Origin of the sequence: Nocardioides jensenii JCM 1364 = NBRC 14755, from assembly GCF_001552535.1 — a bacterium.
GTDB lineage: Bacteria > Actinomycetota > Actinomycetes > Propionibacteriales > Nocardioidaceae > Nocardioides > Nocardioides jensenii.
Map to the genome: position 1 here is coordinate 1 of NZ_BCRJ01000147.1, position 15,043 is coordinate 15,043.

The window sequence follows — 15,043 nt, forward strand, 5'->3', positions numbered from 1 at the left end:
GACCCGGACGCTGGCCCGGCGTCGGCGCCCGCCGCGGAGAGCTCGGCCGCGCCCGCCCCACAGGCGACTACGCCGTCGCGCCACCAGTCCGAGTCCTCCGGATCTTCGGGCTCCTCCGGCTCGGACGACGCACTCGACCTCGGCGCGACCGTGCTGCCGATCCTGCTCAAGACCTACGGCAAGCAGCTCGCGGCCGCCCTCGGCGTACTCGCCCTGGTCGTCTGGATCGCCCGCCGCCGCTGCTGCTGAACGAGCGCCCTGGAGACGGTTCGTCCCTCGCCTCCTCGGAACCCATCTCGAGACCACGCCGCGAGATGAACGCCCGCGGGCCGGCCGGGTGGAGTGGGGTAGGCGGGCCCGCGAGCGTTCCTTGGCCGGTCAGGCATCAGGTATGCGGGCCGATTCGGACCGTGGGCGCCGCCAGTTCTTGGGAGGGAGAGGCGGCCCGTGACAACGATTCACCCAGTACGACGACCGCACGGCAAGGGCAAGCGTCCAACGCACTGACGAACAACCGCAAACTTGGCACCTGGGTGACAAGTTTTCGCAGACCTCGGTCTCAGCGCGGCTCGGGATTGGCGTGCGTGACGAGGGCGTAGAAGCGACTCTCGAGCTTGCTGACCTCGCTGCGCAGCCCACCGACGTCGCCGCGCAGGTCGTCCATGCGACCGCGGAACTCCACACGCACGTCCTGGATCTGGGAGCCGAGGTCGGACCTCAGCTCATCGCGCACGGCGAGGGCCGTGGCCATCGCCTTCTCGTGGTTGTCGGCGACCGTGGCGGACAACGCGGCGTTGTCGCCCTTGAGCTCGGCCCGCAGGGCGGCGTTGTCGCCCGTGAGCTCGGCTCGCAGTTCGGCGATGTCGCTCTTGAGATCCTCACGGAATCCGCGACCAGTTGAGGACGTGTGGCGCCACAGAGCCAGGCCGACACCAAGCATGGTGACGACTGAGACCCATGTGTTGAGATCCAAACTCATCACTCCTCCAGTGTGCCCGAAGGGGCGCGCGCTGCGCCATCAAGGCTACGCGCCGTCCTCGACGAGCGTGACGACGATCCGACGCCCTGTGGAGAACCAGCCTTGTCTCGATGCACCGCCTCGTTCCTCGGCGGCACTCGACCAGCGAAAACCGTCAGTCGCGCGCGAGGTGGCGGCGTACGTCGTCCAGGAACTCTGACTCGCGAACGCCCAGGGCGCTCAGCGGGCTGAGGCGGACGACCTCGCCGCGGTCCGCCCTGGTCACCCGCGGATGGAGGAGGTCACGCAGTTGCCGCTCGCGGCGAGCCACCTCCTTGGGTCCGAGGTGGTCGGCGAGGTCAGTTCCCGCGCACGTGATGACCAGGGTCCGTGCCCGTTCTCCATCGGCTACCGCCACGTCCTGGATTCGCTGCCAGGTCATGGTGAACCGCGTGGTGCTCGACTCGACACGGAGGCCGTCGCTGCCGACCACCAGCCCGTAGCGTCCCGTCGTACTGCGGCGGGTCTGCACGACGACTGCGATGCCTCCCGCGGTCAGCAGGGTGCCGCACACTCCGAGGCCCAGGCTCCAGACCACCCGCACCGCGGTCGTCGGGTCGGTGCGCACCCATTCGCCGGCGTCGGACAGCTCCTTCCGCCCGATCAGGCCGGTCCAGAGGTCGCCCGTCCAGATCGTGACCGCACCGACCAGGGTGGCCGCTCCGATCAGCAGCACCACCAGCGCCAAGGCCCGGGCCTTGAGGGCGCTCCGGGTCGTCACGCGGTAGAGCGTTCGCGAACCCGATTCCATGCCCTGACCGTACCCACGCACGAGGCGCTCGAACCCCGGTCGGTCAGGTCTCGCACCTCGAGGTAGGACGTGCGCAACGGATGAGAGAGCAGACCACGGGTGAAGTCAATCCCGACCAAGTGATCGCGATCGCCAAGCACGTCGCAGCGGAACCACACGTCTACGTGCAACGTGCTCACCACACGGTGGCCAACGAGTGTCCACTGCAATCGCCGGCCTTCGGCATCGCGCCGAGCGCGTTCGTCAGCTCGAGCCATGAAGGGGCGCGCGCCTTCGTGGGTACGGCGACGGAGCAGGGCACGGAGGCGACCCTCGACCTGGCCCGTGGCCTGGGCGAGGTCGCCCGCGCCCACGGCTCGGCCGAGGCGGTGAACACCGTGAAAGCATCGCTTCCGGAGCTGCCACCCGCCGACATCGACGGCACCGGTTGGTGGGGCCGCGTCCCGGGGTGATCGGTAGGCTCGGTTGCCATGAACCCCAGCGAGACTGAGCCCACGCCGCCGTCGGGCGCGGCGGTCCGGGTGCCCGTGATGTCCGTGAAGCCCTCGCCCAAGGCCTTCGTCAAGGCGGTCTGGAACTTCGCCAGCGGGTCCACTGGTGGGGCCTTCACGAAGCGCCTGCGTAAGGCGGGGCGAGACGCAGGCTCGGCGCAACAGGTGGAGTCGGACATCAACGCCATGACCTTCGCTCCGGTGGCCCTGCGGGAGACCGGAGCCGTCTACGTCTTCGACGAGCGTGGCCTGCGGTTGGAGGGCAGTGCCGAGCTCGCCTTCGCGCTCGCCTGGAGTGAGGTGGGTCGGGTGGCGCTGCAGGTGCAGCACTCGCAGCTGCTCGGGCTGAAGATGTTGCGCCTCGTGCTGTGGCCGGCGAACCCGCAGACGTTCCTGGCCGCCCACCCGGAGTGTGGCCCGGTGTGGGACACGACGCTGGGGGCCTGCACCGTGGCCGTGGCCACGGCCATCACTGTTCCGCAGACCTCCGTCGACGCGACGCTGACCGGGCTGGCCTTCGCCGGCGCACGCTTCAGCGGCGAGGTCGAGACACTCGACACGTGACCCCCCGGGTGATCGCTCGGTGCTCTCCTGCGCGGGGGAGTGGCCACGCAGCCTGGAGTCGTCCTTGAGTGCACGATCCGTGTCGAGATCGGCCGAGAAGACGACACGGATCGTGCACTCAAGGCCTTGCCGTGCCAGGGCTCCAGCGTGTTGGTCGAGTGGCGAGCACCAGCGAGCGGATCGAGACCCGGGACGTGCTCAGAACACGTTGAGAGGCCGGAACTGCACCGAGACCCGAGGCCCCGAGTGCGCGGTCTTCGGGACGCAGTGCTCCCAGGTGCGCTGGCAGGACCCGCCCATCACGAGCAGGTCGCCGTGCCCCATCGTGAACGACACGGAGCCACCACCGCCCCGCGGGCGCAGCATCAGCTTGCGGGGGTCGCCGAACGACACGATCGCGACCATGGTGTCCTCGTGTCGGCCGCGGCCGATGGTGTCGCCGTGCCACGCCACCGAGTCGCGGCCGTCGCGGTAGTAGCAGCACCCGGCGGTCTCGAACGGCTCACCCAGCTCGGGCAGGTAGTGCCCGCTCAACCTCTCGCGGGCCGAGTCGAGCAACGCGTGTGGCAAGGGCTCGCCCACGCCGTACGTGTGCACCAGGCGGGGTACGTCGACCACGCGGTCCCACATCTCGCGTCGCTCGGCACGCCAGGGGACCGAGTTGACCAGCGTGGTGAAGACGTCGTCGGCGCCGGCGATCCAGTTCGGTCGTACGTCGACCCAGGCGCCGCGGGTGAGCGTCGTACGACGAGCCGGAGCGAGACTGCCGGCTGCCGGATCGGCGGCGACGTCGAACAGGTTCGCCTGGAACTCCACGCTCATCCGGCAAGGCTAGCAGAATCATCGAACAGATGTTCGACATGCGGGATGTCCCTGATTGGCCCCGGAACCAGCCAAAAGTAGTGGGAGCGCCGACGCCGGATCCCCTAGGTTGGAGCCCATGACCACTGGCGCCGCGCCCGCAGCACGCGTTTCGAACCTGACCAAGACCTACGGCACCGGCCAGGCGCTGATCAAGGCGCTCGACGACGTCAGCCTCGACATCGGCGCGGGGGAGTTCACCGCGGTGATGGGCCCCAGCGGTTCGGGCAAGTCGACGCTGATGCACTGCTGCGCGGCCCTCGACGTGGCCGACAGCGGCACCGTCCACATCGGCGACCACGAGCTGACCGGCATGGGTGACAAGGCCCTGACCCGGCTGCGTCGTGACGAGATCGGCTTCGTGTTCCAGTCCTTCAACCTGGTGCCGACGCTGACCGCCGAAGAGAACATCAAGCTCCCGATGGCGATCGCCGGGCGCAAGCCGGACCCCGAGTGGTGGGACACGGTGATCTCCACCGTCGACCTCGGCGACCGGCTCAGCCACAAGCCCAACGAGCTCTCCGGCGGCCAGCAGCAACGCGTCGCGGTGGCGCGGGCACTGGCCAGCCGGCCGAGCATCATGTTCGCCGACGAGCCCACCGGCAACCTCGACTCCAAGTCGGGCGCCGAGGTGCTCGGGCTGCTGCGCGCGAGCGTCGACGACTACGGCCAGACCATCGTGATGGTCTCCCACGACCCGGTTGCCGCGGCCTACACCGACCGCGTCGTCTTCCTCGCCGACGGGCGCATCGTCGACGAGCTGCGCAACCCCGACCGGGAGCAGATCCTCGGCAAGATGCAGGAGCTCACCGCCCGCGAGCTCGAGGCCTGACCAGCGATGTTCAAGGTCACCTGGCGCAACCTGCTGGCCCGCAAGGTCCGGCTGATGCTCTCTGCGTTCGCGATCGTGCTCGGTGTCGCGTTCGTGTCCGGCACGATGATCTTCACCGATGCGATGGGTGGCGCCTTCGACGACATCATCGAGGGCTCCACCGCCGACGTCGAGATCGCCTACAAGGGCGCCGGCGACTTCGACTCGATGCAGGACAACCGCACCATCCCGGCGTCAGTGGTCACCGACCTCGAGAGGCTGCCCGAGGTCGAGTCGGCGCACCCCCAGAACGTCCTGCAGTCGGTCTACATCATCGGCAGGAGCGGCAAGGTCGTCGGCGGCAGCGGCCCGCCCGGCCTCGCCTTCAACCCGACCACTGCGACCTCGATGAACGGCAACCGGATCCTCGTCACCGCCGAGGGGGAGCTGCCCGATGGCCCCGGCGAGATCGCGATCGACGTCGACGCCGCGAAGAAGGCCGACTACGACATCGGCGACACGGTCACCCTCGCCACCGGCTCCACGCCACCGACGATGAAGGCCAAGCTGACCGGCCTCGTCGAGTTCGGATCGGGCGGTCTCAACGGCGCGACCCTGACCATCTTCGACTCGAAGTTCCTGCAGAAGCAGTTCTTCGGCGGCCGCAACGTCTACACCTCGATCTCGCTGAACGCCGCTGCCGGCGTCTCCCAGACCGAGCTCCGCGACGCCGCCCAGAAGGTGCTGCCCAAGGACGTCGAGGCCACCACCGGCGACGACGCGGTCGAGGACAACAAGGCCAGCCTCGACCAGATCATGGGCTTCCTGAAGACCTTCCTGCTGGTCTTCGCCGGTGTCGCCCTGGTGGTCGGCGTCTTCCTGATCATCAACACGTTCTCGATCCTGGTCGCCCAACGGAGCCGCGAGCTCGCGCTGCTGCGGGCGCTCGGCGCCTCCCGCGGTCAGGTCAACCGGTCGGTGATCAGCGAGGCCGTCGTGGTCGGGCTGGTCGGCTCGACACTGGGCCTGGGCGTGGGCTACCTGCTCGCCCTGTTCCTCCGGTTCCTGTTCGGCAGGTTCGGACTCGACCTCGGCGGCGCCGACTTCCCGGTCACCGGCTGGACGATCTTCTGGTCCTACGCCGTGGGGTTGGTCGTCACGACGATCGCGGCCGTGCTGCCCGCCGTACGCGCCTCTCGCATACCGCCGATCGCGGCTCTACGCGACGATGTCGCCCTGCCCGAGTCGACCCTGCGCAAGCGGATGATCGTCGGCACCGTGCTGGTCGTGCTCGGCGCGGCCGGCATGATCGGTGGCCTGGCCGGCTCGGGCACTCTGGGCCTGATCCTGATCGGCGCCGGCATCCTGCTGATCCTGATCGGCGTCGCCCTGATGAGCGCGCTGCTCGGCCGGCCGTTGCTCATCTTGTTCGGCGTCATCTATCGCAAGCTGTTCGGCAGTGTCGGCAACCTGGCAGCGCAGAACACGCTGCGCAACCCGCGTCGTACCGGCGCCACCGCCAGCGCGCTGATGATCGGCCTCGCCCTGATGTCGATGATGTCGATCTTCGGTGCCTCCGCCTCGGCCTCGACCGACGCCGCGATCGGCAAGTCGCTGACCTCGCAGTTCATCATCTCCAACGTGGTCGGCCAGCCTTTCTCGCCCGATGTCGCCCAGCAGGTGCGCAAGCTCGACACCGTCGCCGGCGTGGCCGCTCTGCGGCAGGGCTACCCCAAGGTCGAGGGCAAGACCGTGTACGCCGCGGCGATGCGCGCGCAGGACATCAGGTTCGCCTTCCGGATCCCGGTCTCGTCGGGGAGCCTCGCCGATCTCGGACCCGGCAAGGTGGCCCTCACCGAGGGCCAGGCCGAGGACAAGAACCTCGAGGTCGGCGACCCGGTGACGCTCGACTTCCAAGCAGGCAAGGTGAAACTGGACGTCGTCGCCATCTTCAACGACGGCGGCGTGGTGCCCGGCAACTACCTCGTCACTCCGGACACCCTGGTCAAGGGCGGGCTGGTGCCTCTCGACTCGATGGTCTTCGTGACCAAGAAGGACGGCGCCTCCACCGACACCCTGAAGGACCAGATCGACGAGATCACCAAGGACCTCCCGACCGTCACGGTCAAGGACCCTGAGGGGTACGCCGACGAGCAGAAGACCCAGATCAACCAGTTCCTCTACATGATCTACGGGCTGCTCGGGCTGTCGGTGATCATCGCGATCCTCGGCGTCGTCAACACTTTGAGCCTGTCCGTGATCGAGCGGACCCGCGAGGTCGGGCTGCTCCGCGCGGTCGGGCTGAGCCGTCGTCAGCTGCGCACGATGATCCGGCTCGAATCGGTGGTGGTGGCGGTCTTCGGCGCCCTGCTCGGCATGGTGATGGGGGTCGTCTTCGGATCCACCCTGGTCTGGGCGCTGGCCGATCAGGGGCTCACCGAGTTGTCGATCCCGTGGGGGCTGTTGGCCATCTTCGTGGTCGCCTCGGGTGTGCTCGGCGTACTGGCCGCGGTGTTCCCGGCACGCCGCGCCGCTAAGCTCGACGTGCTGCGGGCAATCGCGACCGAATAGGCAGGATGGCTAGTCCCATCGGGCTATTCGTGAGGTGTTGTCCGGACTCGGGCAATCCGGACGGGCGAGACTCGTCGGGTGAATCCAGTCCCGAGCGCGGTGGAGTCGTCACCGCGCAAGCATGTGGCGGTGCGTGAGTACCTTCGCGAGCTCATCGACGGGCTCCCGGTGGGCTCGCCGGCGCCGTCCGAGCGGGACCTCGTCGGCAGGTTCGGGGTGGCCCGGATGACGGTACGCCAAGCCATCGAGGCGCTGGTTGCCGAGGGACTCCTCGAGCGGATCCCGGGCAAGGGCACCTTCGTGAAGAAGCCCCGCACCCGCGTCGGTGAGCTGCGCGGCTTCACTGACGAGATGGCCAGCCGTGGCAAGCAGGCCGACTCGTTGACGCTCATCTCCCGCATCGAGAAGGCCGGCCCCGGAGTGGCCCGCGCCCTCGCGATCACCGAGGGTGACGCGGTGATCCACTGGCAGCGGCTGCGGCACGCCGACGGCGAGCCGGTCTGTGTGGAGAACGCCTACCTCTCCGAGGTGCTACTGCCCGGGTTCCTCCAGCGCGCGCTGCCGGTCAGCCTGTACGCCGAGCTCGGCGTGCGCGGGCTGCGACCCGGCTGGGCCGAGGACTCCGTGCGTGCCGACCTGGCCACTGCCGAGGAGGCCGAGCTGCTCGGGCTCCCGGACGGATCGCCGGTGCTGCGCATCTCGCGCCGGGCCTCGAGCGACGACCGGGTGATCGAGGTGTCCAGCTCGACCTACCGCGCCGACAGCTTCACCCTCTGGGTCCAGTTCGCCGACCGCTGACCCGTCGTGAGTTCGGGCTGACCCGTCGTGAGTTCGGCCAGGATGCACGAACTGGCGACGGGTCACTCCGAACTGGCGACGGGTCACCCCGAACTGGCGACGGGTCGATCAATCAGGGGTGAACGGGCCGGTCGCCCGTAGGCTGCCCGGCATGAGCCTTCTCCTCGAAGTCGCGATCCGCAGCGAGCGCGACGTGATCGGAGCGCAGGAGGGCGGCGCGGACCGACTGCTGCTCTCCGATGCCGACGGACTCTCGCCCGACCTGACCGCAGCATCGGTCGTGCTGCGCGAAGCCGACATCCCGGTGCGGGTCATGCTGCGCCTCAACGACTCCTTCACCACCACGGGCGGCGAGTTCACCCGCCTGGTCGGGCTGGCCCAGGAGTACGTCGCACTCGGTGCCCAGGGTGTCGCGTTCGGCTTCCTCGACGCCGACCTCGACGTCGACGAGGACACGTGCACCGCCGTGGCCGAGGCCCTCCCGGGAGTGCCGTGGACCTTCCACGAGGCCATCGACGCCTGCCTCGACACCCGCCGGACCTGGCGTGCGCTCCGCTCGTTGCCGGGACTCGATGCCGTGCTCACCTCGGGCTCACCTCAAGGACTGGGCGTCGGCTACGAGGACCTCCTCGCCACCGCCCAGGCCGACCCGGCGGCGGCGGCGCGAATGCTCCCGGGCAAGGGGTTGCTCCCCGAGCACGTGCCGTGGCTGGCCCGCGCGGGTGTCACCCAGTTCCACATCGGCATCCAGACCCGCCCGGGTGCGTCGTACAAGTCCTACGTCGACGCCGGCCACGTGCGTTCGTGGCGACTCCTGCTCGACTCCTGACCGGTTCGGGGAGCCTCGGGACACGGCGTCAGCAGACCGGCGACCAGGTGCCCGGCCACCAGAGAAGCGCGATCAGGCTTCCAGTGCGGGGAGGTCGTCGGCGTCGACGATCCGGTAGGCGTAGCCCTGCTCGGCGAGGAACCGCTGCCGGTTCTGGGCGAACTCGGCATCGACGGTGTCGCGGGAGACGATCGTGTAGAAGTGCGCCGACTTGCCCTCGGTCTTGGGGCGCAGCAGTCGTCCCAGACGCTGGGCCTCCTCCTGACGAGACCCGAACGACCCGGACACCTGGATGGCCACCTCCGCCGACGGCAGGTCGATGGAGAAGTTGGCCACCTTGGAGACGACCAGCAGCCCGATCTCCCCGGAACGGAACGCCTCGAAGAGTCGCTGCCGTTCCTTGACCGTGGTCTCGCCCTTGATCACCGGGGCGTCGAGGGCGGCGCCGAGCTCGTCGAGCTGGTCGATGTACTGACCGATCACCAACGTCGGTTGGCCGGCGTGCTGCTCGACCAGCTGGCGCACGACGTCGATCTTGTGGTGCGTGCAGGCGGCGAGACGGTAGCGCTCCTCGGGCTCGGCCACCGCATAGGCGAGTCGTTCGGCGGACGGCAGCGTCACCCGCACCTCGACACAGTCGGCGGGGGCGATGTAGCCCTGAGACTCGATGTCCTTCCACGGCGCGTCGAAGCGCTTCGGCCCGATCAGGGAGAACACGTCGCCCTCGCGACCGTCCTCGCGCACGAGCGTCGCGGTCAGTCCGAGCCGCCGACGCGCCTGGAGATCGGCGGTCATCCGGAAGATCGGCGCCGGCAGCAGGTGCACCTCGTCGTAGAGGATCAGCCCCCAGTCGCGGGCGTCGAGCAGCTCGAGGTGCGGGTAGGCGCCCTTGCGGCGCAGCGTGAGCACCTGGTACGTCGCGATCGTGACCGGCCGGATCTCCTTGACGGCACCGGAGTACTCGCCGATCTCGTCCTCGGTCAGCGTCGTACGACGAACGAGCTCGTCCTTCCACTGTCGGGCCGAGACGGTGTTGGTGACCAGGATCAACGTGGTCGCCTGGGCGTAGCCCATCGCGGCCGCGCCGACGATCGTCTTGCCCGCACCGCAGGGAAGGACGACGACTCCGGAGCCGCCGTGCCAGAACGACTCGGCCGCCTCGGACTGGTAGGGCCGCAGCACCCACCCCTCCTCGCGCAGCGCAATCGGGTGCGCCTCGCCGTCGACGTAGCCGGCGAAGTCCTCGGCCGGCCAGCCCAGCTTGAGCAGCGCCTGCTTCAGGTTGCCCCGCTCCGACCCGTGTACGACGACCGCATCGCCCTCGGGACCGTCGACACGCTCGCCGACCATGCCCCGGATCTTCTTGGCCCGCAGCACCTCCTCGAGCACCGGCTTGTCGGTGGAGGAGAGCACGAGCCCGTGCACCGGGTGCTTGTCGAGCCGCAGTCGCCCGAAGCGGGACATGGTTTCGGCGACATCGACCAGCAGCGCGTGCGGCACCGGGTAGCGGGAGTACTTCAGCAGTGTGTCGACGACCTGCTCGGCGTCGTGGCCGGCGGCCCGCGCGTTCCACAGACCCAGCGGGGTCAGCCGGTAGGTGTGCACGTGCTCGGGGGAGCGCTCGAGCTCGGCGAAGGGCGCGATCGCGCGCCGACACTCGGCCGCGTCGGGGTGGTCGATCTCCAACAACAGGGTCTTGTCGGACTGGACGATCAGGGGGCCGTTCACAGTGCCTTTCTCTCCGCTGCGTCGTTCGCCTCGACGCCGGAGCCGGTGGAGTCAGCCGAGCCGGTGGAGTCAGCCGAGCCGGCCGAGTCAGCGGGGACGGCCTGGATCTTCTGCCGGGCCCGGTAGGCGGCGACGTTCGCCCGGGAGGAACAACGCTCCGAGCAGTAGCGGCGCGACTGGTTGGGGGACGTGTCGACGTACACGTTGGTGCACTTGGTGGCCGCGCACACGCCGAGCCGGGAGGGCCCGAGGTCGCAGACCAGGGTGGCCAGGCCGAGCAGGGCCTCGGAGACCAGCAGCTCGGAGACCGAGGCGGCCCGGTTCGCGACGTGCAGGTGCAGGTTGCCGAGGTCGTGGTCGGAGATCATCGGCGTGACCGGGTGCCGGTCGAGCAGCTCGTTGAGTCCGGTGACGACGCCGGCGACGTCGTCCTCGCCGGAGGCCACGAACACCGGGCGCAGGTCAGCGACGAAGCGGCGCACGTGGGCGACGTCCTTCTCGGTGACCTGGTCGTGCAGCCACTGACGGCCGGACAGGAAGCGCACGAGGTCGTCGACGTCGGCGACGTCCGCGTTCAGCAGACTCGCGGCCGACTCGGCGTACCTGATGAAATCCACGGCGCCAGTCTACGTTTGCACGCCAGTCACGTGCCGCACGGCCGTGATGCGGTGGACGGCGAAGGTTCGCTCGTCCTCGCTGCGGTGGTCGTACGCCGTGAGCTGACCGCCCTCGACGCGCACCGGGTCGACCACCCGTTCGGTGGCAGTGCCGTGGTTGTCGAGGTAGCCGATCCAGACGCTGCTCCCCGCCTCGATCGCGGCCCGCAACAGAGTCAGGGAGTCGGCCGGGGTCGTGGCCACGTGGGTCTCGGGCCGCAGCTCGCGGGCCTTGTCGCCGGCCCGGATCGCCGAGACCGCATGGGTCACCTGGGCCGTGTCGCGGGCGGCGTCGCGACCACTCGCGCGCTGACGCGGCGTGCGGGCCCGGCGTACGTCGGGGCGCGCGACGTGGACCGTGCCGTCGTCGGCCTCGACCACCGGGGCGGCGCCGAGCTCGCGCAGGCGGGGGAGGAGCAGGTCGATGGGAGTGGTGCTGATCAACACGGTCGGCGCGATCCGGCGCAACCCGAGGGACGCGGCGCCCCGCAACCGCAGGATCGACTCGAGGGCGGCCTCGTCGTCGGTGCGCAGGAACGCCTCGGCGTAGCCGACGCGCAACGTGCCGTAGGTGCGGGCGGTGTCGTCGACCAGGTAGGTGAGCGGCTGCGGGATGTCGGTGCGCGAGACCGAGCCGAGGAACGTGTGGATCTCGTGGGAGGTCCAGCCCGCGTCCAGGGCACGCCGGACGGAGGGGGAGGTGAACCGGTAGACGGTCGCCCCGCCACGTGACTCGACCTCGGCCAACAGCTGGAGCTTCGCGGCCAGCGCCGCCTCCAGGGGGCCGGGTGCGATCGCGGTCAGGTCACCCTGGATCAGGATGTGGTCGAGCGGCTCGGGCAGCAGCGGGGCCAGGGCGGCCACGGCCTCGTCGGTCGAGCCGGCCAGCAGGGCGCGACCGAAGTAGGAGAGCCCGCCGAGGCCGGTGACGCCGAGCAGGGCGGCCTCCTCGGCGGTCCACGCGACCAGTCGGGGCAGGGTGGATGGTCGGCGCGGGCGCAGCCACTGCACCCGCGCCACCAACGAGGGCACTCCGGTGGTGACGGCCAGGACGTGCCCGGGCGGCAACCCGACCAGCTGGGCCAGGCTGATCATGCGGGTGTCCACGAGGTGGGGGTCGACCAGCCCGGGCGCCAGTGCGTTGAGTGCCTTGCCGGCACTGTCCTTGGCCCCGATCGCGGCGGGCATCCGGGGGCTGGTCAGCCAGGCCCTGGTCAGCTCGGTCCAGCGCTGCGCGAACGAGAGTCGGCACCAGGCGTCGTACGCATCGGTGGGCAGCCAGGCGTCGACCGCGTCGTCCGACATCGTCGCCAGCAACCCGGCCGAGGCGGCCAGCTCGACCAGGAAGCCCGCCTCGCGCTGGTCGACGTGCAGCAACAGGGCGGTCGCCTTCAGGTCGCGCACGGACAACCCGCCGGAGCGCAGCACGGCCGGCGGGTTCGTGCCCCAGTGGTCGAGCAGCAGCTCGACGCGGCGTACGACGTCGAACGCGGCGCCGGCCGCGGCCCGCGAGGTCATCGACGCGTCGCGGTCGCTGGTCAGCAGCTCGGGCAGGGGTACGTCGTCCCCGTCGTACTCGCCGCCGCGGGGGAGCAGGTCGGCGACCACACTGAGCGGGCGGTCGCCCGACGAGGACTCCCAGACCAGGGCGAGGTCGCGCAGGTGCTGGAGAGTCGAATCATGGTCTCCGGGGGTTTCGCCGCCCGAGACGAGGGCATGAAGCAGCCAGAGCTCGGCCCGGGTCAGTCGGTCGAGCGCGCGGAGCACTGAGGCCCTGGTGGCCGCACGTGACGCAAGCTGAGACGAGTCCTGAGGAGCGGGTGTGGCGAGATCGGGGCGGGCGCGCAACAGCCGCGCGAGACGACTTTCGGGCCACGCGCGCAGTTGGTCCGCCAGGGAGCGGAACGCCGGGTTCGATCCGGCGGCAGATTTGCCGACCATCCCTGCCACGCTACTAGGCGGTGGTGGGCGCATCTTTGGCAGACTGGTCCCGCCCTGCGGAAGCGGGCGCGGCGTGGGGTCCGAACAGTGAGGAGCAAGGTGGGCGTGGTTCATCTCGATTGCGGGGCCGCCACAGACGTCGGCCGGGTGCGGCAGACCAACGAAGACGCCTTCTTCGCCTCGTCGCCGGTCTTCGTCGTCGCCGACGGCATGGGTGGCCACCAGGCCGGAGACATCGCCAGTGCGATCGCGGTCGAGGGATTCGCCCGGTTGGCCCACGACGGCTACGACACCACGAAGGCGCCTGAAGTCGTGACCGCGGCGTTGACCGAGTGCCAGCGCCGCATCCACGCCTATGGCGAGGAGCACCGCAACGACGGCGACGGTGAGTGGTACGCCGGCACCACGGTGGCGGCCGCCGTGTTGTGCGAGGACGAGGAGGGCGCCAAGTGGCTGCTGGTCAACCTCGGTGACTCGCGCATCTACAAGCTGCACAACGGCCGGCTCGACCAGGTCTCGGTCGACCACTCGCTGGTGCAGGAGCTGCTCGACTCCGGCGAGATCGACGCCGACGAGGCAGCCCACCATCCTGAGCGGCACGTGATCACCCGAGCCCTGGGCGGGCCGGTCTTCCGCGACCCCGACTTCTTCGTTCTCCCGCTCTCCTCGGCGGAGCGCGTGGTGCTCTGCTCCGACGGGGTCAGCGGCATGATCGACGACGCCGAGATCCACCGCATCGTCGCCGGCACCGATGACCCGCGCGACGCCGCCGAAGCGCTCGTGGCGGCCGCGGTCAGTGCGGGTGGCGAGGACAACGCGACCGCTGTTGTCGTCGATGTGGTGGGATTGGCCGAGAGCGCGACGCCTCACATGTCGCGCACCGAACCAGTGAGCCTGGAAGAGAAGTTGGGGGCACTCCCATGAACGACGTGCAGCAGAACGCGATCCGCAGCTACCGCCCGGGTGGGTGGTATTCCATCTTCGGCGACCACGCGAGCGTGCTCCTGCCGCCGAGCGAGAAGGCGCGCGTCGGCGCGCTGTGGGAGCTGGTCGACGGCGGCGCCGGCTTCGACGAGCTGCTCGATGCACTCATCGCCTCGGGCCTGCGGTCCCTGCCCGGCTTCGTGCTGGTCAGCACCGTCGAGGACCCGACCCGCATCGTTCTGCGCGGTGCCGCACGCGCCGTGGTCACTCTCGAGAGCGGCGAGACCATCGAGGTCGACGGTGGCGCCGCCGCGACCTGGGTGGAGCAGGCTCTCTCCGGGGTTGCCTCCCTCCAGTTGGTGCTCGAGGACGAAGAGGACGGCAACGCCGTCGACTTCGCCATCCGTGGTGGCCTGGTCCGTGCCGCACGTGTCGACCAGCCGCCGTACGCCGCCACCGGTGCACCCGCCGCTTCCGGCTCGAGCGCGGCCGCGGAGCCAGCGCCCCCGGTTGCTGAGTCGTCGGCCCCCGGCGAAACGGTCTCCGCCGAGTCGGGCGCGTCTTCTTCTGCCCCGTCCTCCTCTGCCCCGTCCTCCTCGGTTTCCACGGGTGGTGTCGCGATGCCCGTGGTGGCCGCCGCTCCCGGTTTCGACCCGCTGACCGATGACCTTCCGGACGAGGCCGTGGCCCAGGAGCCGACCGCCGAGGAGCCGACCGCCGAGGAGCCGGTTGTCGAGGAGCCGGCGAGGGACGCTCCACCGCAGTTCTTCGCGCAGCCGACTGCCGAGGCCGGCGCCCAGCAGTCCGAGGCCCCCGCGGCCGAGGCCGGTCCTCCGCAGTTCTTCGCGGCTCCGGTTCCTGAGGCCGACGTCCCGCGGTTCGACGCACCAGCGACGCAGCCGTCACCGGACGTCGAGGCAGCACAGGAGTCCGTGCCCGATGCGGGACACGAGGCCGGCGCCGACGTACCGACCGAGGCGCACGCCTTCCCGTTCTTCAACGACCCCGAGCCCGAGGCAGACGAGAGCGTCGCCGACGCGCCCGCCGAGGAGCCCGCACCCGAGCGGCCGGCGACGCCGGAGCCGCCGCAGGAACAGCCG

General features: G+C 70.0%; 14 protein-coding genes and 1 pseudogene. 9 read left to right on the top strand and 6 right to left on the bottom strand.

Annotation, left to right across the window (positions count from 1 at the left end; all coding sequences use genetic code 11):
• A pseudogene (locus NJ4_RS26150) lies at positions 1–249 on the top strand (hypothetical protein); the annotation flags it as partial.
• A 310-nt stretch (positions 250–559) separates the two neighbouring features.
• Here NJ4_RS26150 and NJ4_RS24085 read toward each other — a convergent pair.
• Complete coding sequence (locus tag NJ4_RS24085) at positions 560–979, bottom strand: hypothetical protein (protein WP_067441752.1); 420 nt, start codon at positions 977–979, stop codon at positions 560–562.
• Positions 980–1,133: 154 nt separating this feature from the next.
• Entirely contained in the window at positions 1,134–1,739 is a 606-nt protein-coding gene (locus tag NJ4_RS24090; RefSeq protein ID WP_157551333.1) for a hypothetical protein, read from the bottom strand.
• A 110-nt stretch (positions 1,740–1,849) separates the two neighbouring features.
• Between NJ4_RS24090 and NJ4_RS24095 the strand changes: the two genes are divergently transcribed.
• Together NJ4_RS24095 and NJ4_RS24100 are read left to right on the top strand one after the other, a co-directional pair.
• A complete protein-coding gene (locus tag NJ4_RS24095; RefSeq protein ID WP_157551334.1) occupies positions 1,850–2,221 on the top strand; it encodes a hypothetical protein in 372 nt (123 codons plus the stop codon).
• A gap of 18 nt (positions 2,222–2,239) precedes the next feature.
• Positions 2,240–2,824 (top strand): hypothetical protein, encoded by a 585-nt coding sequence (locus NJ4_RS24100; RefSeq protein ID WP_067441760.1) that lies wholly within the window; start codon positions 2,240–2,242, stop codon positions 2,822–2,824.
• 198 nt (positions 2,825–3,022) lie between these two features.
• On the opposite strand, the gene NJ4_RS24105 is transcribed toward NJ4_RS24100, so the two are convergent.
• Complete coding sequence (locus NJ4_RS24105; RefSeq protein ID WP_067441765.1) at positions 3,023–3,646, bottom strand: alpha-ketoglutarate-dependent dioxygenase AlkB; 624 nt, start codon at positions 3,644–3,646, stop codon at positions 3,023–3,025.
• 118 nt (positions 3,647–3,764) lie between these two features.
• Between NJ4_RS24105 and NJ4_RS24110 the strand changes: the two genes are divergently transcribed.
• The 4 genes from NJ4_RS24110 to NJ4_RS24125 all read left to right on the top strand — a co-directional run bounded on the left by NJ4_RS24110 (position 3,765) and on the right by NJ4_RS24125 (position 8,694).
• Complete coding sequence (locus tag NJ4_RS24110; protein ID WP_067441766.1) at positions 3,765–4,517, top strand: ABC transporter ATP-binding protein; 753 nt, start codon at positions 3,765–3,767, stop codon at positions 4,515–4,517.
• Positions 4,518–4,523: 6 nt separating this feature from the next.
• On the top strand, positions 4,524–7,067 hold the full coding sequence (locus NJ4_RS24115; RefSeq protein WP_067441768.1) for an ABC transporter permease: 2,544 nt from the start codon (positions 4,524–4,526) through the stop codon (positions 7,065–7,067).
• Between the two features lie 129 nt (positions 7,068–7,196).
• Positions 7,197–7,865 carry a GntR family transcriptional regulator gene (locus NJ4_RS24120; protein WP_245644694.1) on the top strand — a complete coding sequence of 223 codons (669 nt, stop codon included), beginning with the start codon at positions 7,197–7,199 and terminating at the stop codon, positions 7,863–7,865.
• Positions 7,866–8,016: 151 nt separating this feature from the next.
• Entirely contained in the window at positions 8,017–8,694 is a 678-nt protein-coding gene (locus tag NJ4_RS24125) for a copper homeostasis protein CutC (RefSeq protein ID WP_067441773.1), read from the top strand.
• Between the two features lie 72 nt (positions 8,695–8,766).
• On the opposite strand, the gene NJ4_RS24130 is transcribed toward NJ4_RS24125, so the two are convergent.
• From NJ4_RS24130 to NJ4_RS24140, 3 genes are read right to left on the bottom strand one after another with little or no spacing between them, the layout of a single operon-like run.
• Positions 8,767–10,422, bottom strand: coding sequence for a DNA repair helicase XPB (locus NJ4_RS24130; protein ID WP_067441777.1), 1,656 nt, complete (start codon positions 10,420–10,422; stop codon positions 8,767–8,769).
• A complete protein-coding gene (locus NJ4_RS24135; RefSeq protein WP_067441780.1) occupies positions 10,419–11,039 on the bottom strand; it encodes a CGNR zinc finger domain-containing protein in 621 nt (206 codons plus the stop codon). The genes NJ4_RS24130 and NJ4_RS24135 overlap by 4 nt, the downstream gene beginning before the upstream one ends.
• Positions 11,040–11,048: 9 nt before the next feature.
• The gene (locus tag NJ4_RS24140; protein ID WP_067441783.1) at positions 11,049–13,019 is read right to left on the bottom strand and encodes a helicase C-terminal domain-containing protein; all 1,971 of its coding nucleotides are present in this window, start codon (positions 13,017–13,019) and stop codon (positions 11,049–11,051) included.
• A 105-nt stretch (positions 13,020–13,124) separates the two neighbouring features.
• Here NJ4_RS24140 and NJ4_RS24145 point away from each other — a divergent pair, with 105 nt between their 5' ends.
• The gene (locus tag NJ4_RS24145; RefSeq protein WP_245644695.1) at positions 13,125–13,943 is read left to right on the top strand and encodes a PP2C family protein-serine/threonine phosphatase; all 819 of its coding nucleotides are present in this window, start codon (positions 13,125–13,127) and stop codon (positions 13,941–13,943) included.
• Positions 13,940–15,043, top strand: a 1,104-nt coding sequence (locus NJ4_RS24150; protein WP_407668095.1) for a hypothetical protein, incomplete at its 3' end; no start/stop codon positions are given. The genes NJ4_RS24145 and NJ4_RS24150, both read left to right, overlap by 4 nt.